Here is a 25,532-nt window from a genome sequence, read left to right on the forward strand (position 1 = left end):
AGATCATTTTATATTAAACTCTTGTTCCTCTATTAAGATATCAATATCTGTCGCTACACCATAATATATCTTAGAATTATTCCCATCAGAATATATTCTTCCAACAATTTCATCTTTGTTTTTTAACCGATCAAAGGTCACTTTCGAACTATCATCCATTTCTAAAACAATATACCTAGCAGCTGACATGCTTAGATGATAACCTAAACTAGATAACTTATCATGAACTTCGTTAGCATAATAATTAAAATCGTCTATCATTTCTATTACACCTGAATTTTCATCTTGTGCCAAAGAATCATATTCTTGTTGATTGATAGAAAAGAAAACAATAGCTTTTCCTTTTACATGTAAAGTGTCGTTTGCTATGGTTTTAGGGTTTAAGTCTATTGTTGTTTGTTTATTAGATTCTTTGGTTTTAGTGTTTAACATACATGATGTCATCATCAAAATAAGTACTGACAAAAAAGTAAGATTATTTATATTCATATTAGTTATGTATAGTTTAAATAGTTTCAATCACAGAAGTATTTGCGGTTTTATTTTTTAGGTAATCCACCATAAAACCAAATGCTAAATACATCAAACTACTAATCGGATACACTTCTAAAATACCAAAAATAAATTGTCCATCTCCTGCATTTTTCAAATTGAAAATTACACATGTATAAATTACTAATGGGTGTATCAGGAAGTATTGAGCAAGGTAGAAGATGATCACTTTCCAATGACTAAAAGGTTTCTTTTTAGTATTTAACCGATGAAATAATAAAAAGGTACTTACACTAAAAATAGTTGATACAATAGTGAATACTAAAAATGATGTAAGTGAGTAATTAATCCCAATGTAACTTCCGACATATTCAATAGGTAATGCAATAGGTACAAGAGAAATTAATCCCATTAAAAATAAGTAACTCCATTCGATAGAGAATAGAGATAACAACCCGGGAATTGCTAACAATAATCCGATGATTGTGGCTGGGTATTTAGCTAATTGAAGTTTATTCATCATTATCAAAAAATCCTTGAAATTATACTTTTAGTTAATTTTGATAGGTGATACTTAATCAAAAAGTAGCCCAAAATCTACTAAAGTTTAATTTTCGCCCTTTTTTCACCTATTATCATCAAATTTAGTAAAATTGAGTTTTTAGCATTTGCGTCATTAAACTACTTCTTCACGATCTAAAGAGAAGACCTCATTTCCTATCTTATTTAATCTATGAATGATGTCGCTTTTCTCATTTTCCATCACAAATATTCTTTCTTTTTCTGATATAGGAATCATCCATAGGAAATTCACTTTTGAGCTTCTGTAATCTTCCAATTCAGGTTTAGGCAACACATCCAATTTATTGGTTAGGATGACAGCATTAAAGATTGAATTTTGAATGGGTTTGAAGTTAATGGTATGTCCTTCTCCCAAGAAAGTGATATTGTTCCAAGGTAAGGAAGATTGACCACTTATATAATTGGCCGTTTCTTGTACGTCGCTTTCTGAAATAGTTGAATTTAATATCAACCCTAGTTCTATTCTATCTACCTCATGAGACTTTTCGAAATACATTTCAACTGAAGGCATAGGTACTAATGAAACACCTACTGTTGCAAAAACATTTTTAGATGTTCCTTTTCTTAAATACATTCCCTTCGGAGGCCATTTACCTCCATCGATAGCATAGTATGTATCTTGCTTTCCAAAAGTTTCTTCGTATATCTTCAGAATTTGAGGTTGGTGAATTTGGAATGGGTTTAAATCATCTCCCCAAGATTGCCAGAATTCTTTTGCCTTTTCTATTCTTTCTAAAAAGACATTTGATGTTCCAATTTCCCAAGCCAAGTTACTTTGTCCAATAACATCTCTTGCATATCCATGAAAATCACCTTCACCTGACCAACTTGGGATTATTGCTACTATTTCTCCTTGATATTTAAGAGCAGCAGCATCTCCTTCCTCTGTCCAAATAATTTCAAGATCATAAGCATCAAGAGGTTTCTGTCCATTAGGGAATTTACAAAATTGTTTAGGCAGCAACGGAGCCTTGCCATTAAGCATTGTTTCAATTTCAGATTCATCAGGAGCCTCTACCAGATTTCTTACCCAACAAGATTTCATACCAAAATTTGAATTTTGAGAGGCATACAAATAAAAATAGACTACTCGATGGTCTTGTTCTACAATGGCTGTGATCGGACAAGTAGGTGATTCTTCTTCTAGCAGAATTTCAGGTTTTTGAAATTTATCTTTGTAAGAAGTAATTAGCTTTTTTAGAAAGTTCATAATTAGTCAGTTTGATACACAATAGTTACTATTCTAAATGTAAAACATTGATTTCAATCTATCAACTTAATTTTGATTTTAGGTAATGAGTCAATCGGACAACAGCTTTATTATTCATAGTTGATGAATTTGATAGTTTGTACAAAACAAAAAAATTTATTTAAAAATGAATCAAATATCTACTTTAGTTTAATTTCTCTAAAATCATTAGATGTAACGTAACGTTACTTTAAGTTACTTATATAACAACCCAGTACACCTCATCTTTGTATCGTTATCAATTTAAAAACGAAAAAAATAAAGATGAAAAATTCAAAATCAATCTCTCGTAATTTATTAGTGTTAAGCTTACTTATCATGAGCTTTCTTTTCTCTTGTAATCATGATGATGATGATTACAATGGTGGGTATCCTCCTCGTCCATCAACGCAACTTCCTGAAGGATGTCATTGGGAATGGGACCACGACGATAGACATTGGGAAAGAGAATGTGACGGTAGAAATGGCAATGGTAGATTTACCGATAGAAATAATCCTCCTACACAAAAGCTACCCGAAGGCTGCCGTTGGGAATGGGATTATGATGATGGACACTGGGAAAGAGAATGTGATGATTATAACAATAACGGAAAATATACAGATAGAAATCGTAGACCTACTGAAAAGTTACCCACTGGTTGTCATTGGGAGTGGGAAAATGATGAACAACGTTGGGAGCGTGACTGCGACTAAACCACACTTAGAAAGCATTACCTGTTTAGGTAATGCTTTTATATTTTAGTATTAGTTGTTCTCCAATAGATTTTTTGACCCAATTCGATACAATATCCATTAATTCTTGTTTATTTTCTTGAAGTAATTCATCAAGAATGGCTTTTGATTTTTCTCTTTTTACTGGATTAGAACTTCCTATTGCTATCAAAAAGATGGTGAAGTTAAAAGGCTGATTATCTAAAGATGCTTCTGTTTTTGCTGTTAAATCATTTCCCTCCAATAATTCATATATACCAATTCCTAAATCAATAATATCAGGAATTTCGTATTCTAATTTATCTAATCGGCCCCTACTTTCTTCAAACGCTTTTTTATCACCAAAATACAAATGAAAAAGAAGTTCTTGAATAGAATCTTCGTAATGTTTTGAAGAGTTCAGAAATTCTTTAAATAGTTTTTCTGCTTCTGCTTCTTCATTTCGATATATATGATGCCATATTTTTTCAGCTTTCAAAGTTGAAGCAGGTGCTATGTTTAAAAGATCCTCTGCTAACTTTAATGGATCTTCATAAATATTTAATCCGTAATGAAAATCAAAATGATAAAATTTTATCAATAAATTAAGTAAGAAAGGATGAGATTGAACTTCTATCATTTCTTGTAGGATTTGAATCACTTCTGTAAGTAATTCATATCTGTTATGAAGTAATATTTCTTCATTAAAATCAATTATTCTTTTTAAGGCTTGGTTTTCGTTTTCCGCCCAACCACTATTGAGCATCAAAGGACTGTAAAATCCATCTATATTTAACTGAACAAAGTTAAGTGCATCAGTTTGATGCTGACACATTCCAAAATATCGTTTTATTAAATTTTGATGCTTATCAAATACAAAGATATGGAATTGTGTATCTTCCTCCCAAAGTAATTTAATTTGAAAATCAGCTTTGTTTTGATCTAAAGTTAGCTTATAGAATTGATTGGCATAAAATCGATCCATTAGCTTTAATTGAAAAGCATTTGATAACTCTTCTTGAGTATCATTTGATTTAACCAAAGGATGGATATAGAGAGATGGAAAGTTTAATATTGCTTGTGATTCTTGTTCTATTTTATCTGCTTTTTTAACGGAGGGAGTGTATTTTCCTTTTGGAATCTCAATGATAACATCATCTGGATCTGATTCGTTGAGATAAAACTTAGAAAGTAGTGTTCTCAATCTTCCCATTTGAACCCGAACAATTGGGTCTATAGAGGGGTCAAAATCAACATCTCGATCAAAAACCTCCAAGGCAATGGCATAAGAAGAAAAGTCTTCCTCGTTACCACTTTCCCTTTTTTCCATTAAATAAGATAATAGCTTCTTTGCTCGAAAAGAAGATATAAAAACCGAACTATCTAAGATTTTTTGAAGGGTTTGTTGCCACTTTTGTTTCATAGTAAATGGTAAAGTAACGTTACTTGGTGTAACCCACCGTTACTTATATTAGAATGTGAATCAGATGATATTTGTAGTGTACTATTTATTAAAGTAATCAAAATTATATCATCATGAAAAAGTTATTCACAATTTTCTATCTAATGTTTATATCTATGTTAATTACTGCTGAAGTTTATGGGAGAAATAGTTTCTCGGAATCCAAAATACCAGAAGTTAATTACCGTAATGGAATTTATGAAATAACGATAGACGCTCCCACTCCTTATGGTCGAGGTATTCAACATGGTAAAGCTTTAAAAACACAGATTAATCAAGGAATATTAGCTTTTAAAAATTGGATAACTAGCAATACCTCTATCACAGATGTGGATACATTTGTAAAGCAATTCTTAGATCAAAAAGGATATGCAGGTTATACTAAAGATCACACTCCAGACTTATACGAAGAATTAAAAGGTATTTCTGATGGCGCCAATGTTTCTTTCGAAATGCTATTTGCTTATCAAGCTTTTGATGAACTCTTTGTTTATTTTGCTTTAAATGGGTTTATAGAATTACAAGGACATTGTACCACTGTTGGAATAGTTGGAACTGCTGATGCTCCTAACTTCGTAACTCACAATAACGATATTCCCCCTTATTTTAAAGGTTTAAATACACTTTTACGAATCAAAGATCCAAATAGTGACCTGATCATTTTACAAGGTACTTTTGCTGGGGTAATTGCTCAAAATGGAGTAAATAATAAAGGAATAGCTGTTGGTATTAATACTTTGGGAAATGTTACTTCAAATTCGAATGGTTTACCTGTGGCTTTTAATGTGAGGAAAATTTTAGAACAATCTTCTGTTAAAGATGCTTTGGCATTCCTTGAAACGGTACAGTGTGCACAACCTATGAATTATATGATTGGGGATCAACATCAAGTAGTAAGTGTAGAGGTATATGGGAAAGGAAAATATTCGATTATCCCTCTTACTTCAAACTATATTGTTCATACCAACCACACACAATCTGATGAAACTCCTTTAGCTTTCGAAATGAACGAAGAGTCAGGTGGCGGTTCTTTTGCCAACACTTTAGGACGATTAACAAAGGCCAATAATTGGTTACATGATAACGCTAAAACAATTAATGAGAAAAGTTTAATGGAATTAAAATCTTCTGATCAAATTAATGTGTTCCCTGGTACTTCTTCGGGAAGAACACTACAAAGTATGGTAGTTGTTATTTCTAAAACTGAGACTCCATATGTGTATTATACTGCCGATTCTCCAAGTATATCAAAATACACCAAGTTTGAATTCTAGTAAGAAAAAAGTCCAATAATCGAGTGAAGGTTATTGGACTTTTATCCTATTTACATTTGTACTATAGTGTTTCTACAAGTTGGATATTATTCCCACAAGTATCATTAAACACAGCAATCTTTACCGTTCCCATTTCTGTTGGTTTCATGCTGAATTCAACTCCCAACTCCAACAATCTATCGTACTCCTTTTGAACATCTGAAACATCGAATTGTGTGTAGGGAATACCCGCCTCAAAAAGTGCATTTTGATATACTTTTGAAGGTTCAAAATGCAATGGTGCAGGCTCCAATAAAAGCTCAGGTCCATCTTGTTGTTCTTCCGAAACTAAAGTCAACCATCTATTTCCACCCCCCACCGGCACATCTTTTTTCTTGATGAAGTTTAACTTCTCTGTATAAAACTCAAGTGCTTTTTCTTGATCTAAAACTGGGATGCTGATTAGAGTAATTTTCATTGTTTTATTTTTTATGTGATTGGTGATTACAAATATTTAGTGATAGTTCCTCAGCAAACTCCCTTTCAGTATAAATCTCATGGTGCTTATTTGGTATCACTTCAAATTTCACATTCTGATTTATAAACCATTCCATTGGTGGTCTATATGCATCTTTATCTCCAAAATATAGCTCAATTTCTCCTTTAGGTTTATAAACTTCCTTCCTTAATCGAGTTGATGATATACAAATTAAAGATTTAATATTTCCGGTAAGCAAACCATACCTCCAAGCTATCAACCCGCCAATACTAAAAGCTAATATTTTTATTGGATTTTGCTCTAACTCTATCAACTGTGAAACAGCTTTTCTAATTCCACCTTCTACAAATTGTTGATGTATTAATTGCTGATCATTACTTGATGTATCAACATTTCCTAGCAGACAACTATCATAATATACTATATCATATTTTTGATTTAAAATATGTGTATAATAGATCAACCAATCCGATTTTTCGCTTCCCCAAAGATCCGAGAGAATAATAAGTTGTTGTTTCATAAGTGGAACAATTTAAAAATACTCAATCTTTCGTTCATCAATTACTATTGGTTTTTCATCTCGATACATGATTTTCTTTATCCAATTCTTATTTTTATCGTATTCATAAGAATATTTAGACTCTTCAATTACACTTCGAGAAGAGTCATATGTAATCTCTTTTATAAGATCGTTTTTCTTATTGTATGTATATTTAGTATCTCTTTCTTGGGTTGTAAAGTTTTTATACTCTCTATACCTTATTAGCCTTCCCTTTTTATCAAAATTTCTTTTTACTAAATGCCATCTAGTCCCATCTATTTTATAATCTTTTTCTGTTTTTTCATTATCATCAGATTGAAAATTGGTATATAAATGAGGTGTTTCCCAATCCCAGTAATATAATTTTTTGATTAATTCTCCATTTGAATTATAAGTGTTTTTTATTTTTGTCGAATCCCCATTTGCTCTGTATATATGTTCTTCATAACATTGGCCCAATGAATCATTCTGATACTTCTTTTCATATTGAAACTGACCGTACTTAGTAAGAAATTCATTCGTTAAATATCCAGAAGAATCATATACGAGTTTTTTTTCCTCATCAGCTAATCCACCATCTTTTTTGAAATAGAGTAATTTTCCGTCTTCATTATAGACCTCAACGTATCCTGATATTTGATCCCATTTATGGATCTTATTATTTTCGACTTCAGCTAAATAACTTTTCACAGAAACTGAACGTATAGCATGTTCTTTATTCAGGATACAAGAATTCGTGAGTAAAATTAAGCTTGTTAAGATGAATGCTTTTAGTTTTTGAAAATTCATGAGTTAATATAGGTTTTAGTTTTTTCATTAAAATTAGAATTTTGAGGAGTAATAATCAACGAAATACGAAATAAATTTAAATTATCTCTTATAACCTTATCCATTACTCTCTGCTAATTCTTTCAATTTGATGTTCATCGATTCAAAGCCTTTTTTTGTTTTTTCAAGATTTAAAAACCCTTTCAAAATACCTTTAAACTTCTCGTTGTGTTTTAAAGTAGTGGTATTATTTCCGTTATCAATTAATAGAAATTGATGTTCACCATCAAATATTCCTGGGAACAACAATTTACCAATCCATCTTAATTCACTATTCTTCTGGAAACTTAAAACCTTAGGTTGAAATATCATTCCTTTTCCGTCTTTCGGACCTACTTTCACTTTTATCTGATTTCCTTCTTTTACTTCACCCTGTATATATTTTATAAAAGGATTCCATTCTGGATATTTATCAAAATCTGTTAGAATTGACCATACTTTTTCAGGTGTAGAATGAATTAGAATTTCTGTTTTAATTTCCATTGTGTTTAATTTTTGGTGATATAAAATTCCATTAGTTTTTGTACATCACAAAGTTCTTAAACTACTATGGGTTTACTCTTGATAAATATCAAGAATTTATAAACTCTGCTTTTTTCGAATTCTACTGAATGTTTCAGGCGTCATCCCTAACATCGAAGCAATGTATTGTAAAGGAACTTGATTGATCAACTCTTTATTTTGATCATAGAAATATTGATATCGTTCCTCGGCGGTCATGGATAAATGACTAAAAATTCTATCTTCTAAAATCGTAAAACACTTTCCAATAAATAACTTTTCCAACTCATGCCATTCTGGAATCAAATCACCTATTCTTTTATAATCTGATCCACTTATTGTGTACAGTTCTACATCAGTTAATGTCTGAATATTCCATCGAGCAGATGATCCAAATAATAGACTAGAAAGGTCTGTCACAAAATAACCTTGGGTAGCTATCCATTGTGTGACTTCTTTATCTTCTGTATTCTTATATATCCTCAAACAACCCGATTTAATAAAACTAAGCTGTTCACACCTCCTACCTTCTTCGAGATAAAACTCTCCCTTTTTGATAGTGTAAGGATGAAATAGAGAACTAATCATTTTCAATTCTTGAGGTTGAATAATTCCGAAATAGGATTGAATATTTTGTTCTAGTTCGTTCATAGGATTTTATCTAAGTATTGAAAAGTTCTAGTTACAAAAAATCGAGCGTAAATTCAGCAACTCCTAACTCCTAACTCCTAACTAAAAAAATCCCCTGCCTCGATGATCTCAAAACAGGGGAATTATTATTTATACTTTTAAACCTTCAATATCTTGTTGGAATCTTTTCAGAAGTTCTTTGGAGAAGGAATCCATTACTTCTGCTTCGTTCTCGTCGATCCCATCTGATGCTTCTGCTACCACTTTCATGGCATTAACGAACTCTCCGTATTCTGCAGTAGGTCCATAATGTTTACAGTAGTCTAATACCTTATTGTAAACTTCTTCCATCGGAGTGTTTTTCTTGGCTTCATAATTAAATGACCATTTGATGTCCTCACCGTAAGGATGGTTTTCGATGTATTGATCGATGGCTTGTCTTTCCTCGTCTTGGATAACACCATCAGCTTTAGCTACAACGAATAAAAGTTCTCCTAAGATCTCGTATAATTTTTCTTTATCAGACATGATTAGATTTGTTTATGTTTAAATAGTTTACTCACTCAATATCTAACGAACTTTGATATGAGGTTAGTTGTGTTTTATAACATTATTTAATAAAGTCATCAAAACATCAATTTGACATCAAAATTATACTTTTCTTTAGTTTTGGTATCTTTTATACAGTTAATAAATTCTCAAAAATCTATTATAGTTTAATTTTTGATGGTTTTTCGGGTATATGTATTACGAGGTTGGGAGACCTATAACGTTAATGGGCACAGATGTCGCTATCGCTTAACATCTGCGCCATTTATTCCAATCAAAAAAATAGAAGAATTTTATTTAGAAAATACTCCAGTTTTTTTTCTAGAAGACGATTCCTTAGATACTGAAAGTGTGGCAGAGCTAGAGTACTCCACAGCACTTAATTCATACACCAAATCTTCTTCTACAATGGTTAAACTATTTGATGTTAAATTTCTAATATCGACCAAGCCTGGTGATTCCCAATCTGGAATTTCTTGCCAATCGTATTGTATTTGTTCTTCATTTTTATTTGCCCATCTCCAATGTGCAAGTCCGCCTTCAAAATCTTCTGAAGAATATTTAAACTGAACTAAATAGGTTCCAGCTTTTGAAAAAACAACTGTTAGATCCATTTCTGTACCTACAATACTCTGACCATCAATTGATACCAACTTCCATGTTTTACAAAGTAAAGAAGTTCTTGGGGTAGATTCCATTTCCTTTGCTTTCGATGCTACAAGTTCAAAATCAGTTTCACTATTGGTCTGTCTTAAAGTGAAACTGATTTCATTGTTGTTCAATTGTACCTTCGATAAGATACCATAACCATGTAAGTCTATTGTCTCTTCATCAATAATCTCATACTGCCCAAAATAGAGGACATCTTCTACATAATCAGCTGGAGCAATTGTTTGTCTGATGATATAACTCCCACTTTCATTAAACTCGAAAGAAGTAAATTCACTTCTATTGTTTATTTCCCACTTGGCACTGATTGTCCCTGGTACTAATCCTTGATCCGAAGGAGATGTTTCATCGTTGTCACATGATGAAAAGACTATTAATGATATAATAGCTAAACAGAATAGTTTTAAGGTTTTCATTTTAATTATAGTTTTAGTTTACTTGATTTTTATTGATCTATTTCAAACTTTAGGATATACTTGATAAAGGTAATTTTACCATTATCATCTACAGTAATTTCAAATCCTTGTTTTTTGTCGAAGAATTTATCTCTTAAAAAATACCACTTCCCATCTTTTTGCAAAAATTCTTTGTGTTGGCTTTTCCAATCTTCTACTGGATAGATTTTATCGAGCAGATCTTGAAACATTTGGGCGGTTTTCTCATTTAACACAAAGTCATCCTTAATATAACTAAGGAATTCTGGCATATCCGTATTTGTATTTTCCCACTCAAATCTCTTTACTTTATCGCCTATTTCGATAACGATAAATTCACTAGTGTTAAATCCTGTAATATTATACATCCCTTGTATTCTCATACTGATGAAATACACTTTATGCTTCAGAATTTTAGAAATAGCCTCTCCCACAATTTCCTTGTGTGTTACTTTGGTATTTTTCTCTAAATACTGATCTAGTTTCTTTGTAGTTGTCGCATCAAGTTGAGCAAATGATGTCATTGACCATAGACAAAAGATGAAAAGAGTGATTAGCTTTTTGGTCATAAAAAATTAGTTTGTTTTTGATTAGTAAATAATTAGTTAGATAAATATAGATCTATTTTTTTCATAGTCAAAGAAATAACTCTTACGAAATTTATATCTTAAATTTCTGTTTCTTGAGATAGTATGCTAAACCAATCCCCAACACACCCAAAATAACACCTGGAATCGTGGTCTCCAATGGCCTACTTTGAATCCCCAAAACAGCATAAATCAGAATACCTCCAAAGATAAAAATTGAAAAATTCATTAAGTACTGTCCTTTCTTTAACTCATTTCTTCGAAGTCTATTTTCTCTTTTTGTCCTTAATGTTATATCGTAGGGAATACCTTCTTTTACATCAATTAGATGCTTTAAAAAGCAATTTTTAAACGTTGATGGTCTTTTAAATAATAAAAAGAATGCTCGAACACCTGAATAATAACTTTGAAGTTGAACTTCATTTCCATCCATCTTCAATAAATAATCTTCAGTATATCTAAAACCTATCATCTGAAATTTATATGAGGTATTCGTCACTTTATTTTGATGTACATCATATAATTCCTCTGTGACTCTTTGCATCACTTCAAGTAACTCTTCTCTGCTGATATTTAATGAAATTATTTCAAAGGCTAATGCTTTTCTAACTCTAAAATATGCTAGTACTAATAATACTATTCCAAAGGGAAATATCAATTCTTCTAAATACCTTGATAACGGTAAACAGATGAATAGTATCGGCAATAGAGCTTCGATATAAATAAAGTTTGATGCTTTGTTTTGGTTTAGTTTTTCAATAGAATCTTGTCTCATATTCCTATTTGATCTTCGCTTTAAGTTCTTGATTTGTGGTGCTAATTACTTGTATTTGGATGAGTTTTACAAGGAGGGTTGGGGATTATTATTTTGATGTTTGGGTTGGGGAGTGTATGGAAGTGGTTCGTTGTGGAGGGGTTGCACCCCTCCTTGGGGAGGATAAGTTGATTTTGGGTTAGACAATATAGAGATTTTATGGAAGATGTTAAGATTTTATGTTGAGAGGACGGAGGGATTACACCACCTCCTTGGGATATGGATATTCCAAGCTATTCTTCGATGATGCTTGAGTATAATTTCACTAATTGATTTTGGTTTTTAGGGTATCCGACTCGGGGTTTGTCCTATTCCATTGTCTTTTTGTACAATTCGAGTCGGTTTTTTGGGTATCCGACTCGGGATTTGTCCTATTCCATTACCTTTTTGTACAATTCGGGTCGGTTTTTAGGGTATCCGACTCGGGATTTGTCCTATTCCATTGCCTTTTTGTACAATTCGAGTCGGTTTTTGGGGTGTCCGACTCGGGATTCGTCCTATTCCATTGCCTTTTTGTACAATTCGAGTCAGTTTTTGGATAGTTTTATTGTTAATACAGCATAGACTTTAACCCTTTTGAAAATAGTAAACGAGGTCGGGAGACCTCTAACGTTTATAGGCACAAATGTCGCTAACGCTTAACATCTGCGCCAGGAGAGTCTTACCTTTTACCTCTTACTTCTTACCTTCAAAAAAGCATCCCCATGAATAAATTCATGGGCTTTTGATACTCTCCCCCTTAGTTCCTTAGTTTCTTAGTTTCTTAGTTTTCCCCATCTTGCATCTCACATCATCATCGACTATATTTCCCACTCAAAAACATAACCCTATAATGAAAGCCATAACTTATCAATTTGAAACTGATCAGTTTCAGTTAAATGAGATCGATATTCCTGAGATTGGGAAAAACGATCTTCTAGTTAAAGTAAAAGCCTGTGGTATTAACCCTGTAGATGCGAAAATTAAATTTTGGAAAGGAGCTATTCCTGAACCTGTCCCCTCTCCTTATGTTGTTGGTTTAGACGTTGTTGGAGAAGTGGTTAAAATGGGAAAAAAGGTAAAAGGTTTTGCTAAAGGTGATGAGGTATTTTACCATGGAAATATGTTTAAACCTCATGGTGGTTTAGCCGAATATGCAGTTCACGACTACCGTACCGTTTTTCATAAACCTTATAGCTTAAAAAATAAAGAAGCAGCTGCGGCTCCTTGTGCCGGATGGACGGCTTGGAGAGCATTGGTGGAAAAACTGAAGGTGAACGAAAATGATAAAGTGCTCATTATTGGTGCTGCTGGTGGTGTTGGATCTTATGCCGTACAAATAGCCAAACATGTTTGTAAGGCCAAAAAAGTAATTGCAGTGGCTTCCTCACAAAAGCACGATTATGTCAAAAGCTTAGGTGCTGATGAGGTGATCGATTACAAAAACACTAATGTAGTCGCCAAAGTAAAAGAACTGACCAAAGGCAAAGGTGTTTCTAAATCTTTCGACTGTGTAGGTGATGATAATGATATAATTGCGGCAAACTCTTTAGCCTTTAATGGTGAAATGTTGGAACTTGTTGGCGTGGTTCGTCCAGATAAATACGATAATGTATTTTCTAAAAACATCACTTTTCATCAATTAGCTTTGGGGGCTGCTCATGGTTTTGATAAAAACAGCTTAACTACCATCATCGATGCTGCGAATGGTTTAACGGATGCAATGTTGAACGGGAAAGTCAAAACTCCTCAATTAATTACTGTTGATTTTGAGGGGGCGATAGAGACACTAAACTCTATTCTTGATCGGAAAATTATGGGTAAAGTCGTTTTGAAGGTCTGATTTTGTTGAAGTGTCAAAAAATAGCCGAAATTACACTTTACTTTAATTTCTGCTATTTATTTAACTATACCTATCAGTAATAATAGAGGAATATCTACTTTAGTTTAATTTTTCCTTTAGAAGGATTGATGCTATATCACCTAGGATTTTCCCCAGGTTGAAATAATTATACCTATCAAGACTATATACCCCACAGGTTGAAACCTGGGGTTAGAAATAATTATACCTATTGAGACTGAAGTCTCTATAGGTTTGGACGAGCTTTACCTCTTACTTTTTACCTCTTACCTTATACTCCTTCTTTCTCTTTCATTTTCATATCAGTAAAAGTTATGCTAACTTAATTTATACTTAAAAAACTAATCTCTTCTTATGCAGGAACTCAAAAATATACTAATGCCTTTTGCTCGCCCTTTTCTACAAGAAATGAAGATCAGACAATTTAAAAGTGATGTCAAACAACGAAAAAAAAGTAATCAACCTTTAAAGGTGGTCATCGGCAGTGAGAATATTTTTGATGATGGTTGGCTTCCAACAGATATCTATATCATTGATCTTTTAGAAGAACGTACTTGGAAAAAATTCTTTGATGAAAACGATATCGATCTTCTTTTAGCTGAACATGTTTGGGAACATCTCACTTTAGAACAAGGTAAAATTGCTGCTAAGAATTGCTACAAGTTTCTAAAGAAAGGTGGGAATATACGTTTAGCCGTTCCGGATGGTTATCATCAAGATGAGGATTATATTGACTATGTAAAACCTGGTGGACATGGCATCGGTTCAGACGATCATAAAGTTTTATACAACTACAAACTCTTTCAATCCATTTTTGAGGAAGCTGGTTTTCAAGTCAAATTATTAGAATATTTTGATGAAGAAAAAGAGTTTCAATGTTGTGATTGGGATACTCAATTTGGCACTATTAATCGATCAATTCGTTTTGATAAACGAAATGTCAATAATGAACCAAAATATACTAGTATTATTATTGATGCGGTGAAGTAAAATTTATGGCACTTCATTTAAATATAATTCCCCATGTAATCTCCTGTAATCAATCCATATATATAATCTACTATAATCAATCCCCAGGTTGAAACCTGGGTGTAGGAATAATTATACCTATAGAGACTGAAGTCTCTATAGGTTTGGACGAACTTTACCTATTATTTATTACTTATTATCTATTAGTTAAAACGAGCGTCAACTCAGCAAACTCCTATCTCCTAGTTCCTAAATTTCCTTTTTCATCAAAAAAATTATTTTACCCTAGAATAGGGGTCTCCCCTCTCTTCCGTGTCATCATCATGTAAAGCAAAATTTAACTCTCTAAAAAATTAGAAACATGATGAAAATAACTATTCGCTCATTTCTGCTATGCATGCTTACTATTCAAGCTTTTGGACAAGATTTAACTCAGGTAATTCGTGGACAAGTAATTGATGCTACATCAAAAACTCCCCTCCCTTTTGCCACAGTTATGGTTACTTCTGTGGATACTCCTTTAGGCGTTGTATCTGATGAAAATGGAAAGTTTAGAATAGAAAATATACCTGTGGGACGACATGATTTGAAAATCTCATTGATGGGATTTGAGACTTCGTTCGAGAATAATCTGATGCTGACTTCAGCAAAAGAATTAGTCCTTACTATTCCTTTAAAAGAAAGTGTTACTGAAATGGATGAAGTGGTGATTAAGGCAACCAACGGAAATGGTGAACCACTAAACGAAATGGTGAGTGTCAGCGGACATTCATTTACGGTGGAACAAACGGAACGTTTGGCTGTTTTTGATGACCCTGCCCGATTAGTGGCTTCCTATGCGGGTGTGACTACCGGAAGTTTAGACGAGAACGGTGTGGTAATTCGAGGCAATGCTCCCAAAGGTGTTTTATGGCGATTGGAAGGTGTAGAAATTCCTAATCCCAATCACTTTGGTGGATTAAGTTCTTTTGGTGGTGGAGCAATATCTGCTCTCAGTGGATTAATGTTGGGTAATTCTGACTTCCTCACCGGAGCCTTCCCTGCCGAGTATGGCAACGCTATGTCCGGAGTATTTGATATGCAATTCAGAAATGGTAATAACGAGACCCATGAACACGCCGTGCAATTGGGTGTAATGGGATTGGATATTTCATCAGAAGGACCGTTTTCGAAGAAGAACAATGCTTCTTATTTATTCAATTATCGTTACTCCACTTTGGCTCTGCTCAAGCCTTTATTACCTGTAGAAAACAGTGTTCCTACCTATCAGGATCTAAGTTTTAAAATCAATGTACCCACCAAAAAAGCCGGTGTATTCTCTCTTTGGGGATTGGGATTAATCGATGACATCAATGCTCAAGCTTTTCAAGATACCACTAAATGGGAATCAAAATACGACCGTAATAATGAGTTAGGTACCTTTAGAACTGGAGTGATTGGTTTGACGCATAATTATTCGTTCAGCAATAAAACCTTCTTGAAAACCTCAGTTGTAGGATCACAAGAATACAAAAGATATGAATCTGAAGAACTAGATTTTAATTTAATCCCTTATCCTTCATCAGATATGTATGTTGAAAACAATAAATGGACGGTTTCATCAGTTTTACAACATAAGTTTAGTGCCTCTCATTTCAACCGAACTGGAGTGATATTCAATCAGCTAGATTATCATTCTAAATTACGTTTTGCACCTGATTTCAAAGATCCTCTTTTTGATTATGTCGACGAATCAAGCGACATCAATACAGTACAGTTTTTTACCCAATCGCAATTTGATTTAACCTCACAATTAAAGCTTAGTGTAGGTATACATTCTCAATATGTCAACTTTAATAATGAACTCACTTTCGAGCCAAGAGGTAGTCTTAAATATCAGGTGAATCCGATGCACTCTTTAGGTGTCGCTTATGGCAAACATTCTAAGGTGGAACCTCTTCCTTTGTACTTTTCAAAAGTGGAAGAAAACGGAGTAATATCTCAACCGAATACCTCTTTGCCATTATCCAAAGCACATCATTTTGTAGTGTCTTACGGATGGCAGCTAAATGATAAATTACGATTGGATATTGAACCTTATATGCAATTCCTTTATGATATTCCGGTCACTCCCGATAGTTCTTACTCGGCCATAAACATTGATGCACAATGGTTATATGAAGATCGATTAGTAGGAACGGGAACAGGTAAAAACTATGGGGTGGACATCACCTTATCTCGGTCGTTATCAGATGGTTATTACTACATGCTAACCAGTTCAATTTTCGATTCAAAATATAAAGGAGGAGATGGAATTGAGCGTAATACACGTTACAATCGAGGATTTGTCATCAATGCTATTTATGGTAAAGAATGGGTGATGGGAAAGAACAATAATAAGATTCTAGGACTTAGCGGACGATTCAATTTCATTGGAGGAAAATATGCCACTCCGGTTAATGTTGAGGAGAGTATTAACGAGAAGGATATCGTCTATGATGAATCAAATATTTATTCTATAAAGCAAGACCCAAATTATCGTTTGGACATCTCGTTCTATTGGAAAATCAATAAGAAAAAACACTCGGGCACTTGGAAGTTTCAGTTGCTGAACGCTTTAGGAAGTATGGACCAATATGGATATTTGTACAACTATAAAACCGATCAGATTGAAAAAGATCAGGCACAGGTGATTATTCCGAGTATTGCTTATAAAGTGGAATTTTAGGGTTTATATATTAGAGTATCTTAGTATCCATACTTCTTTTGCCCACGATTGAAATCGTGGGTTTTTAATTATTGATTTTGATAACACTGAAGTGTTACCAAAATTTGGTTGTATTTAAAATTTATGACTAACTTTCAATAACAAAAAACTAGATATATGAGCAACGATATTATTAAGGGATTGGAAGACGCCTTAGCCAACAGTCCCTCGAATATCCAACTAAGAAAACTATTAGCGGATACTTTACTTGATCACAATAAATATGAGGAAGCATGCCTACACTATCAAATGATCATCCCTCATGCCGATCAGTTTCCCGATATTTTATACAAATATTCTGTCGCTTATTACCATACCAATCGTATTGATATGGCCATTGTGATGTTAGAAGAGTTTGTAGAGAAAAATCCAACAGATTTGGATGCCTTGGTGTTATTATCAAAAAGCTTTATTAAAGAGAATAACATCTCTGCGGCTATCGATATGTATCAAAAAGTGCAAGCCATCGATCCAGATTTTTCTGATGAGGAATTAGATAAACATCTAAAAGTGAGTGATAACGCTTTGGATGAAATCAATTCAATTTTAGAAGAACCGACAAAAGCATCGGTTACTTTTAAAGATGTTGGAGGGATGCAGAAGGTGAAAAAGGAGATCGATTTAAAGATCATCAAACCTTTACAAAATGCTGATCTATACAAAGCTTATGGTAAGAAAGTAGGTGGAGGTATTCTATTGTACGGCCCTCCGGGTTGTGGAAAAACCTTTATTGCCAAAGCCACAGCAGGAGAAGTAAACGCTAAATTTATTCACGTTAGTCTAAATGATATTTTAGACATGTGGATGGGAAATAGCGAAAAGAATCTACACGAAGTATTCGAAAATGCTCGTCAAAATACACCATGTGTCTTATTCTTTGATGAAATCGATGCCTTGGGAGCCAACCGTTCCAACTTTAAAAATACGGGTGGTAGAAATGTAATCAATCAGTTTCTTCAAGAACTGGATGGAGCAGAAAATGATAACGATGGTGTACTCATTTTAGGGGCGACCAATACACCTTGGCACCTTGATCCTGCTTTCAGAAGACCAGGTCGTTTTGATCGTATTATCTTTATCCCACCTCCAGATACAGAGGCGAGAGAAGAAATTCTGAAATTAAAATTAGACGGAAAACCAATTGGTGATATCGATTACGCTAAAGTCGCAAAGAAGACCGAAGAGTATTCTGGAGCCGATATGGAAGCCATTATTGATATTGCCATAGAAAAAAAATTGGAAGCTTCTTTTGAAGACGGTATTCCAAAACCAATAGAAACAAAAGACCTTGTTCAAGGGGCTAAATCTCATGCACCAACAACTAAAGAGTGGTTTACCTCGGCAAGAAATTATGCATTATTTTCGAATGCAGCAGGTATTTATGATGATGTATTGGACTACTTAAAAATTAAAAAATAATGGAAAGCGAACTGACCTACTTACGGGCTAAAACTCTTTTTGATCATGGTAAATACCAAGAAGCTGAAAAAGAGCTTCAAATTCTGATGGGGCAAACACCTGATGATATTTTCCTGATCTTACTCTATGCAGAAACACTCATTCAGTTAGATAAAACCGAAGAAGCTATCCAAATAATAAATCACGGTCTAAGCATAGAAAGTGATTCTGATTTGTTGCTTTACACTTTAGCAAAATGTCAGCTGATAGTATCAAAAGATAAGGAGGCCAGAAAATCTATTCAGGCAGCCATAGAATACAACCCAGAAGATGCCGATTATTTTGCACTTTTGGCCAAGATTCATTTATCAGAAAAAGACTATCAAGAAAGCTATGATGCCGCTAATCAGGCCTTAGCTTTTGATGCTGAAAATTCATTGGCTTTGAATGTAAAATCTACAGCTTCCATCAAGTTGGGATTAAAAGAAGAGATGACACAAACGATTGAAGATAATCTTCATAAAAATCCAAATGACAGTCATACTCACGCCATTGTGGCCATGAATCTACTGGAAGCTAAGGAGTATAAAAAAGCACTTAGACATGCCGAAGAGGCGATGATGATCAATCCCAATGATGAATTAGCACAGTGGGTAATTTTAGAGTCATTACGCTGTAAGTATTTCATTTACAAGATCTTTTTTGCTTTTCAAACTTGGTTAGGTAACCTCAAAGGTGGACAACAATGGCTGTTCATTATCGGGTTTTATTTTGGTGCAAAATACCTAGGAAAATTCAGTGCAGACCACCCTGAATATGCTCCATACATCGATCCTGTTATTTATATATTGGCACTTTTTGCCTTCTCCACTTGGATCATTCAACCGTTATCCAACATGATATTATCCGTTAACCGGTACGGTAAATTCTTGCTTTCTGATCAGAAAAAACGGGTAGCAAAAATCAGTTTATTCCTCATCACAACAGGATTAATATCCCTTATTATTAGCCTTTTTGTTACAGCAGAAGTATGGCTAAGTATAGGCATTTTTGCCCTTCTAATGATGATTCCAACAAGTCGATATTACGACAATATCAAAGGAAATTGGCTCATGATTATTGGCCTTGTCATCATTATTGGACTTGGACTAATGAATATCTTTATTGGAGCGATGGTTAATGTTGGCTTCTCAAAATACACTGTTTACTTTATCTACAGTATAGTTGCTTTCCAGTTTGGAGCGAACTTTTTATCGACGAAAAAATAAGTCAGGTAGCAGGTAGCAGGTAGCAGGTAGCAGGTAGCAGGTAGCAAAGCTAACGCTCGTTTTTAAGTAAGAGGTAAAAAGTTAAGAGGTAAGGGAGACAATTAATTCAAATTATACTCTCATTAACACTAGTATTAGTCTCCGGACTAATCTAATACCCGTGTCATGAGGAGCGTAAATTCAGTACCTGCTACTTGCTACCTGCTACCTAAAAAGAGGTCGGGAGACCTCTAACGTTTAGGGGCACAAATGTCGCTATCGCTTAACATTTGCGCCAGTAAGTAAATCCCCCCTTACCTCTTACTTCTTACCTTTTACTTATTTTATTAGTTCAAAAAAATCACTCTTCACTCTTCACTCGTCCTTTTTCACTTACTCTTTGGTCTACCAACCCCAATTTCAATTCTTTCATTTTCAAGCAAAATTTTAGCAAAATTAAATAATTAAAATACAATGAATTAGATGGAATTGATGCAATTTTTTATTATTTTTGTAAGTAAGTAATTTTATCCGTTAAAGTGTGCTTTGTACTATTAAATACTTCTTTTTATATAATATTGCATACTTTTGATATCTAGCAAAACACAAACATTTTCTTCAATTATAGAAAGTTAATTCATAAACCAATTGTTAGGCTATTTTTCAATAGAAGTGATTAGAATTACTTCATAAAATTTATCTTATTATTGAGAACTACTCGTTAACCAACGACTAAAAATATTAAAAATGGAATTTGAAATGGAGAAAATACAGGTGGAGAAACCATCTAGTATTATTATTCGAAAACTAAAAGAGATGATTGAGGTAGGTGTATTAAAACCTAACGATACGTTACCTCCTGAAAGAAAACTGAGTGAACAATTTGGCGTCGGAAGAAGTCATGTGAGAGAGGCCCTAAAGAAAATGGAATTCTTTGGTTTGCTTAAAACACAACCGCAAAGTGGCACTGTAGTGGTTGGTCTTGGCGCAAAAGCGTTAGAAGGACTTATTACAAATATCTTAGAAATTGATAATAACGATTTCTTCTCTCTAATTGAAACTCGTATTCTTTTAGAAGTAAAAATTGCTGGTCTTGCGGCACAAAGAAGAGAGGATGCAGATTTAGAATTTGTAGAAAAAGCCCTTGAAGAGTACGAAAGAGCAGTTTTAAACAATACGGATGATATCTCTGAAAAGGATTTCATGTTCCACCTTTCTTTGAGTAGATGTTCTAAAAACTCAACATTAAAGAGTTTATTAATGACGATCACTCCAGATATTCTAAATCACTTCGAAAGAGAGCGTGTTTGTTCTAAAGAAAGTAGATTAGAAGCGGTAAACGAACATAGAGCATTGTTCAATGCCATTAAAGACGGAAACGAATTCAAGGCACAAAAGATTATGGAAGGTCACTTGAATCCAATTCTTGAATCGGCGAAGAAAAAATACAATTCGATTTACTAATCGATAAAAATATAAATCATAAAAAAGGATCAGTTAAACTAACTGATCCTTTTTTTATAGGTAAATGCTATTAATAGTATTTCAAAAAAATAATTTTACATCAAGTAGTACTACTTAATAATAAAACCTGTCTGAAACCTTTCGATCTCAGACAGGTTTTTTGTCGGTTTCTTATTGTTACCCCAAGTAATTGATATCACTTGGGGATCTTAGTCTCTATTGATTAGAAGCAAAGTAATTTTGCTGATTCCTTGTTGCCATTTCTATCAATTGCAACAAGAATATATGTTCCTTTTGGTAGATCTACTTTTACTTTTTGAGCCGTACCAGAAACGATCGTCTGACCCGTCAAGTTGTAAATTTGATACGATACCTCTGAAGTAAACTCGATGTTAATATCACTTACCGCTGGGTTAGGATATACTTTAGAAATTAACGATACTCTCAAGTTATCATCAGCTGATAAAGGACGATCGGCAGTTTTTTCCGTATGAATATCCGATTCTTCAGACAAGTGACCTGCTCCATCTTCTGCACGAACCATCATTTCGTAGGTTACTCCCATATCCAAACCTTGAACACTGTAAGAGAATGTACCGCCATTCAATTGAGCAACCATTCTGAAATCGCTTTCACCTTGTGCTCTTAAGAAGACATAGTATCCTTCGATTCCGTTTAAAGAGTTCGATGGTCTCCATGATAAAGTAAATGATTCATGAGTCACTAATGAAGTCGCAAGATCATCAACTTTACTCGGACGATCCGTTAACTCATCGTCTTTATCTCTTGTCGTGATTTCTAAAGCATCTGATTTTTCTGAAACATTACCCGCAGCATCATAAGCTTCCACTTCGAAAGTATATTTTGTCGATACATTCAATCCAACTACTTTATATGATGTAGCTGTTGTTGTTTGGATCTTAATACCGTCTTGGTAAATGTTGTAACCCAATACACCTACATTATCTGTAGAGGCAGTCCAGCTTAAAGCAACATTAGTACCTTGAACATCGATAGCAGCAAAGTCCATTGGTTTAGATGGTGCTTCAAAGTCAGGTTGACTTTCTGACGATACACCTGCGAATCTTGTCGGAAGAGAGAAGCTAATTGCAGATTTCGAACTACCTGTTCTAAATAAGTGACCAATTTGAACGGTTACCGTTTTTGGACTTGCCAATTGATCATAAGGAATTTTAATGAAGTTATCCTTAATTTCCACTTCTGACTGTCCCTCTACTCTTACTTTATAAGTGAAATCAGGTGTGTTGTAACCTTCACCATAAATATTCATTTCATGGTCGTACAGCAAGTGTTGCAATACGGGAGCATCCCAAGATACTGTTACTGAAGAACCATCGTTATCTTGAATAAATACTCGAGGTTTGTTCATGATTGGTACATACTCTTGCGTTCTAGTAAACATGAACTTAGCAATCTTAATATCAGGATATGCTTTAAAGATCTCTACAACATTTAATTGTCCGTCTTTAGAAATTGATTGAACATTGTAACCAATTTGTACCCATTGCCATTCTCCTTCAGCTTCTTCTGAAACTCTAGAACCAAAATCAATTCCGTATTCTCCAGCTGTTCGAGCTGCTGCACAAATACCATTCACATCAGCATAAACAGTACCTGAATACTTCTGACCTTGATTAATCAAAGCCCAAATATATCTACTTGATGAAGCATCAACATCTGCTAAGTTATAAGTAAGACTAGGAGATTCGCCTCTATCTGCTGATACTTTGTTAGCATTAGTTGTTGTATCTGTATTCGCTAAGTACATGTATCTACCAACTTCAGGATCTGCACCTACTAACCATCTTTCTCCTTCGAATGCCCCTGTACCTGCATGATTAAAATCGAAGTCAGTCGCATCCCAAGAATAGATTTTATCTTCATCTGCCTGAATAATGATACCTGTACCATTGCCATCACCAGGATTCCCCGCTTCAGCAGTAGTTACTGTAATTACATCAGAAGCATCAGATTCATTACCTGCAGCATCGTACGCTCTTACTGTAAATGTATATTCCGTTTCAGCAGTTAAACCTGTTACTTCCATTTCGTTAGTAGAAGCAGTGGCTGCCAAATCAGCACCATTTTGTGTCACTTTATAACCTGCAACAGCAATATTATCTGTAGAAGCAGTCCATGTTAATTTCACAGAAGTAGCAGTTACATCTGAAGAAGCTAAATCTGTTGGTTTAGTTGGAGCCTCAGTATCTTCATTACCACCTGGCTGAGAGTTTTTGTCTACTGTGATATCACCTTCTAATGAGTAAGTCATATGTGTAGAAGATGAATTCTTTTTGAACTCATGACCTACTTCAACAGTGACTACTTGAGGAGTTTCTAAATCTGTAGCAGCAATTTCGATGTTTCTTGTAGTGATGTCATCACCAATTACTGTATCACCTAATTTTACTCTATAAACAAATGCTTTGTTAGGGAAAATATTGTCACCATTATCATATACTTCTCCAGTTAAAGTTGGCTCATCCCATCCGATAGTTACATTAGTACCATCATTAGCTGTCACTCTTGGTTCTGGAGTATCAATAATTAAGTTGATATCTTGTTGAGGTGTGAAAGCAATCTTAGCGATTTTAATATTTGGTCTTGCTTTAAAGAACTCAATCAAATTATCGCCTGCTTTTACAACGCTACTGTTTGCTTGATTATTGATCAAGATCCACTGCCATTGACCAGCCATCTCTTCTGAAATTCTTGAACGAGCTGCTGAACCATATTCATTTTCAGCTCTTTTATCCAAGTCCAATCCATTCATGTTCGCCCAAACACGACCACCATCTTTAGAACCTTCATTAATCAATGCCCACACAAAACCAGTTTTAGCTTCTGACATATTGATTTTATACACCAATGATGGAGAAACATATCTTTCTGCTGAAGTTTCGTTTCTATTATCAGAAGTTGTGTTCTCTAAATACATGTATTTACCTTGTACAGGATCATTTCCAACTAACCATTGCTCACCATCAAAAGCTGCAGTACCTGCTTTGCTTTCTAAGTATTTTGTCGCTTGGAACATATACACTCCATTTGCATCAGCGGTGTGTGCTTCATCTTGTTGCTCACCTTCTGTGTCACCTCCGTTATCACCACCATTTCCCGCATCATTAGAATTAAAAGTAAATTCAGCAACAGCAGACTTACCAAGAATATCACTACTACTCGATTTTCTAGTAAATTGAGCTAATTGTACTGTAATTGTATTATCACCATCTTGCAAATCTGATTTATTGATCGTGATTGAATTCTCTGTATGCTTTTCTGTTGCATCTACAGTTGGCTCTTCAGTGATTGCGTTACCGTTTAAAGACACTAAATAAGATGGATTGAAAGTTCTCTCCGTATTATTATCTTGCTCCATTACGAAACCTGTCTTTGATGCCGCTGACCAAGTAATTGTCATTGTAGATGCATCATTAGAAGCAACTGCAAAATTTGTTGCTGCATCCAATACTGGGAATACATCCTCAGATTTTGCTAATAAAACACGACCTATTTGTAAATCACTTCTGTAGTGATAGATTCTAAATACATTTGTACCTTCCAACAATAGGTCTTTTACATTGTTTCCTAAACGTACCCATTGCCACCCGTCTGAATCAATTCTTGATCTTAATTCAGCATATTCGGTATCATTTCTTTTATCAATACATTTACCATTCACTGAAGCAAAGAAACGACCTGTAGAAGTTGTTGGCGTTTTTAATAAAACCCAAACATAACGACTTTGACCAGCTTCAGATGTAAATTCATACGATACAGAAGATCCATAATTTGCAGAAAATGGATGATCTGCACTACTCGATAAGTTTTCGTTTGTTGTTGCTAATACAGCACCATATGGAGCTGATACGTCTGAAGTTACTGTCCATGGAGTGTTGCCTGCATAGTTACCAGCACCATCATGTGCTGTGTAATCTTTGGAAATATCTATATAAACATTCCCGTCGCTATCAGGTGCGTTTTGAGCAAATAGGTTACCTACCGACAGCACAGTAAGTATAAATGCCCCAAACAAATAGTTTAAAGTTTTCATATTCATTTACCTT

22 protein-coding genes are annotated in these 25,532 nt (G+C 34.1%); 8 read left to right on the forward strand and 14 right to left on the reverse strand.

What is annotated here, in order from left to right; genetic code table 11:
• Positions 1-3: 3 nt before the first annotated feature.
• The 3 genes from MY04_RS12610 to MY04_RS12620 all read right to left on the reverse strand — a co-directional run bounded on the left by MY04_RS12610 (position 4) and on the right by MY04_RS12620 (position 2,284).
• On the reverse strand, positions 4-489 hold the full coding sequence (locus MY04_RS12610) for a hypothetical protein (protein ID WP_066210113.1): 486 nt from the start codon (positions 487-489) through the stop codon (positions 4-6).
• A gap of 16 nt (positions 490-505) precedes the next feature.
• Positions 506-1,015 carry a hypothetical protein gene (locus MY04_RS12615; RefSeq protein ID WP_066210114.1) on the reverse strand — a complete coding sequence of 170 codons (510 nt, stop codon included), beginning with the start codon at positions 1,013-1,015 and terminating at the stop codon, positions 506-508.
• Between the two features lie 153 nt (positions 1,016-1,168).
• Positions 1,169-2,284, reverse strand: coding sequence for a suppressor of fused domain protein (locus tag MY04_RS12620; protein WP_066210115.1), 1,116 nt, complete (start codon positions 2,282-2,284; stop codon positions 1,169-1,171).
• 303 nt (positions 2,285-2,587) lie between these two features.
• Here MY04_RS12620 and MY04_RS12625 point away from each other — a divergent pair, with 303 nt between their 5' ends.
• The gene (locus MY04_RS12625) at positions 2,588-3,016 is read left to right on the forward strand and encodes a hypothetical protein (protein WP_066210116.1); all 429 of its coding nucleotides are present in this window, start codon (positions 2,588-2,590) and stop codon (positions 3,014-3,016) included.
• A gap of 25 nt (positions 3,017-3,041) precedes the next feature.
• Here the strand turns inward: MY04_RS12625 and MY04_RS12630 are convergent, their stop codons facing one another.
• A complete protein-coding gene (locus MY04_RS12630) occupies positions 3,042-4,436 on the reverse strand; it encodes a hypothetical protein (RefSeq protein WP_066210117.1) in 1,395 nt (464 codons plus the stop codon).
• 113 nt (positions 4,437-4,549) lie between these two features.
• On the opposite strand from MY04_RS12630, the gene MY04_RS12635 reads away from it, so the two are divergent.
• The gene (locus MY04_RS12635) at positions 4,550-5,749 is read left to right on the forward strand and encodes a C45 family autoproteolytic acyltransferase/hydolase (protein WP_066210118.1); all 1,200 of its coding nucleotides are present in this window, start codon (positions 4,550-4,552) and stop codon (positions 5,747-5,749) included.
• Positions 5,750-5,810: 61 nt separating this feature from the next.
• Here the strand turns inward: MY04_RS12635 and MY04_RS12640 are convergent, their stop codons facing one another.
• The 9 genes from MY04_RS12640 to MY04_RS12680 all read right to left on the reverse strand — a co-directional run bounded on the left by MY04_RS12640 (position 5,811) and on the right by MY04_RS12680 (position 11,741).
• Positions 5,811-6,206: a VOC family protein gene (locus MY04_RS12640; RefSeq protein ID WP_066210119.1), complete on the reverse strand. Its 396-nt coding sequence runs from the start codon at positions 6,204-6,206 to the stop codon at positions 5,811-5,813.
• Positions 6,207-6,210: 4 nt separating this feature from the next.
• Positions 6,211-6,747 carry an alpha/beta hydrolase gene (locus MY04_RS12645; protein ID WP_066210120.1) on the reverse strand — a complete coding sequence of 179 codons (537 nt, stop codon included), beginning with the start codon at positions 6,745-6,747 and terminating at the stop codon, positions 6,211-6,213.
• Positions 6,748-6,759: 12 nt separating this feature from the next.
• Positions 6,760-7,557, reverse strand: a complete 798-nt coding sequence (locus tag MY04_RS12650; protein ID WP_066210121.1) for a hypothetical protein — start codon at positions 7,555-7,557, stop codon at positions 6,760-6,762.
• Between the two features lie 96 nt (positions 7,558-7,653).
• The gene (locus tag MY04_RS12655; protein WP_066210122.1) at positions 7,654-8,079 is read right to left on the reverse strand and encodes an SRPBCC domain-containing protein; all 426 of its coding nucleotides are present in this window, start codon (positions 8,077-8,079) and stop codon (positions 7,654-7,656) included.
• A 96-nt stretch (positions 8,080-8,175) separates the two neighbouring features.
• Complete coding sequence (locus tag MY04_RS12660; protein ID WP_066210123.1) at positions 8,176-8,748, reverse strand: Crp/Fnr family transcriptional regulator; 573 nt, start codon at positions 8,746-8,748, stop codon at positions 8,176-8,178.
• Between the two features lie 129 nt (positions 8,749-8,877).
• Positions 8,878-9,255 carry a tellurite resistance TerB family protein gene (locus MY04_RS12665; RefSeq protein ID WP_066210124.1) on the reverse strand — a complete coding sequence of 126 codons (378 nt, stop codon included), beginning with the start codon at positions 9,253-9,255 and terminating at the stop codon, positions 8,878-8,880.
• Positions 9,256-9,569: 314 nt separating this feature from the next.
• On the reverse strand, positions 9,570-10,361 hold the full coding sequence (locus MY04_RS12670) for a hypothetical protein (RefSeq protein WP_066210125.1): 792 nt from the start codon (positions 10,359-10,361) through the stop codon (positions 9,570-9,572).
• Positions 10,362-10,390: 29 nt separating this feature from the next.
• Entirely contained in the window at positions 10,391-10,948 is a 558-nt protein-coding gene (locus tag MY04_RS12675; protein WP_066210126.1) for a hypothetical protein, read from the reverse strand.
• Positions 10,949-11,039: 91 nt separating this feature from the next.
• Entirely contained in the window at positions 11,040-11,741 is a 702-nt protein-coding gene (locus MY04_RS12680) for a hypothetical protein (RefSeq protein ID WP_066210127.1), read from the reverse strand.
• A gap of 871 nt (positions 11,742-12,612) precedes the next feature.
• Here MY04_RS12680 and MY04_RS12685 point away from each other — a divergent pair.
• From MY04_RS12685 to MY04_RS12710, 6 genes are all read left to right on the forward strand, one after another.
• Positions 12,613-13,602, forward strand: coding sequence for a zinc-binding dehydrogenase (locus MY04_RS12685; RefSeq protein WP_066210128.1), 990 nt, complete (start codon positions 12,613-12,615; stop codon positions 13,600-13,602).
• A 372-nt stretch (positions 13,603-13,974) separates the two neighbouring features.
• Complete coding sequence (locus MY04_RS12690) at positions 13,975-14,610, forward strand: class I SAM-dependent methyltransferase (RefSeq protein ID WP_205960474.1); 636 nt, start codon at positions 13,975-13,977, stop codon at positions 14,608-14,610.
• A 340-nt stretch (positions 14,611-14,950) separates the two neighbouring features.
• Entirely contained in the window at positions 14,951-17,296 is a 2,346-nt protein-coding gene (locus tag MY04_RS12695; RefSeq protein WP_084005866.1) for a TonB-dependent receptor, read from the forward strand.
• 156 nt (positions 17,297-17,452) lie between these two features.
• Positions 17,453-18,754, forward strand: coding sequence for an ATP-binding protein (locus tag MY04_RS12700; protein WP_066210129.1), 1,302 nt, complete (start codon positions 17,453-17,455; stop codon positions 18,752-18,754).
• On the forward strand, positions 18,754-20,001 hold the full coding sequence (locus tag MY04_RS12705) for a tetratricopeptide repeat protein (RefSeq protein WP_066210130.1): 1,248 nt from the start codon (positions 18,754-18,756) through the stop codon (positions 19,999-20,001). Before MY04_RS12700 ends, MY04_RS12705 begins: the two co-directional genes overlap by 1 nt.
• A 726-nt stretch (positions 20,002-20,727) precedes the next feature.
• Positions 20,728-21,444, forward strand: coding sequence for a FadR/GntR family transcriptional regulator (locus tag MY04_RS12710; protein ID WP_066210131.1), 717 nt, complete (start codon positions 20,728-20,730; stop codon positions 21,442-21,444).
• A gap of 223 nt (positions 21,445-21,667) precedes the next feature.
• On the opposite strand, the gene MY04_RS12715 is transcribed toward MY04_RS12710, so the two are convergent.
• Positions 21,668-25,519: a fibronectin type III domain-containing protein gene (locus MY04_RS12715; protein WP_158297688.1), complete on the reverse strand. Its 3,852-nt coding sequence runs from the start codon at positions 25,517-25,519 to the stop codon at positions 21,668-21,670.
• Between the last annotated feature and the right edge of the window lie 13 nt (positions 25,520-25,532).

This window comes from Flammeovirga sp. MY04 (assembly GCF_001682195.2).
Classification (GTDB): domain Bacteria; phylum Bacteroidota; class Bacteroidia; order Cytophagales; family Flammeovirgaceae; genus Flammeovirga; species Flammeovirga yaeyamensis.

Bases quoted from the DNA above. Each gene is read 5' to 3' on its own strand.
- MY04_RS12695 (WP_084005866.1), top strand. From the start codon at position 14,951: ATGATGAAAATAACTATTCGCTCATTTCTGCTATGCATGCTTACTATT.
- MY04_RS12615 (WP_066210114.1), bottom strand. From the start codon at position 1,015: ATGATGAATAAACTTCAATTAGCTAAATACCCAGCCACAATCATCGGA.
- MY04_RS12715 (WP_158297688.1), bottom strand. From the start codon at position 25,519: ATGAAAACTTTAAACTATTTGTTTGGGGCATTTATACTTACTGTGCTG.
- MY04_RS12690 (WP_205960474.1), top strand. From the start codon at position 13,975: ATGCAGGAACTCAAAAATATACTAATGCCTTTTGCTCGCCCTTTTCTA.
- MY04_RS12630 (WP_066210117.1), bottom strand. From the start codon at position 4,436: ATGAAACAAAAGTGGCAACAAACCCTTCAAAAAATCTTAGATAGTTCG.
- MY04_RS12645 (WP_066210120.1), bottom strand. From the start codon at position 6,747: ATGAAACAACAACTTATTATTCTCTCGGATCTTTGGGGAAGCGAAAAA.
- MY04_RS12685 (WP_066210128.1), top strand. From the start codon at position 12,613: ATGAAAGCCATAACTTATCAATTTGAAACTGATCAGTTTCAGTTAAAT.
- MY04_RS12665 (WP_066210124.1), bottom strand. From the start codon at position 9,255: ATGTCTGATAAAGAAAAATTATACGAGATCTTAGGAGAACTTTTATTC.
- MY04_RS12670 (WP_066210125.1), bottom strand. From the start codon at position 10,361: ATGAAAACCTTAAAACTATTCTGTTTAGCTATTATATCATTAATAGTC.
- MY04_RS12700 (WP_066210129.1), top strand. From the start codon at position 17,453: ATGAGCAACGATATTATTAAGGGATTGGAAGACGCCTTAGCCAACAGT.
- MY04_RS12620 (WP_066210115.1), bottom strand. From the start codon at position 2,284: ATGAACTTTCTAAAAAAGCTAATTACTTCTTACAAAGATAAATTTCAA.
- MY04_RS12625 (WP_066210116.1), top strand. From the start codon at position 2,588: ATGAAAAATTCAAAATCAATCTCTCGTAATTTATTAGTGTTAAGCTTA.
- MY04_RS12610 (WP_066210113.1), bottom strand. From the start codon at position 489: ATGAATATAAATAATCTTACTTTTTTGTCAGTACTTATTTTGATGATG.
- MY04_RS12660 (WP_066210123.1), bottom strand. From the start codon at position 8,748: ATGAACGAACTAGAACAAAATATTCAATCCTATTTCGGAATTATTCAA.
- MY04_RS12705 (WP_066210130.1), top strand. From the start codon at position 18,754: ATGGAAAGCGAACTGACCTACTTACGGGCTAAAACTCTTTTTGATCAT.
- MY04_RS12640 (WP_066210119.1), bottom strand. From the start codon at position 6,206: ATGAAAATTACTCTAATCAGCATCCCAGTTTTAGATCAAGAAAAAGCA.
- MY04_RS12710 (WP_066210131.1), top strand. From the start codon at position 20,728: ATGGAATTTGAAATGGAGAAAATACAGGTGGAGAAACCATCTAGTATT.
- MY04_RS12650 (WP_066210121.1), bottom strand. From the start codon at position 7,557: ATGAATTTTCAAAAACTAAAAGCATTCATCTTAACAAGCTTAATTTTA.
- MY04_RS12675 (WP_066210126.1), bottom strand. From the start codon at position 10,948: ATGACCAAAAAGCTAATCACTCTTTTCATCTTTTGTCTATGGTCAATG.
- MY04_RS12680 (WP_066210127.1), bottom strand. From the start codon at position 11,741: ATGAGACAAGATTCTATTGAAAAACTAAACCAAAACAAAGCATCAAAC.
- MY04_RS12635 (WP_066210118.1), top strand. From the start codon at position 4,550: ATGAAAAAGTTATTCACAATTTTCTATCTAATGTTTATATCTATGTTA.
- MY04_RS12655 (WP_066210122.1), bottom strand. From the start codon at position 8,079: ATGGAAATTAAAACAGAAATTCTAATTCATTCTACACCTGAAAAAGTA.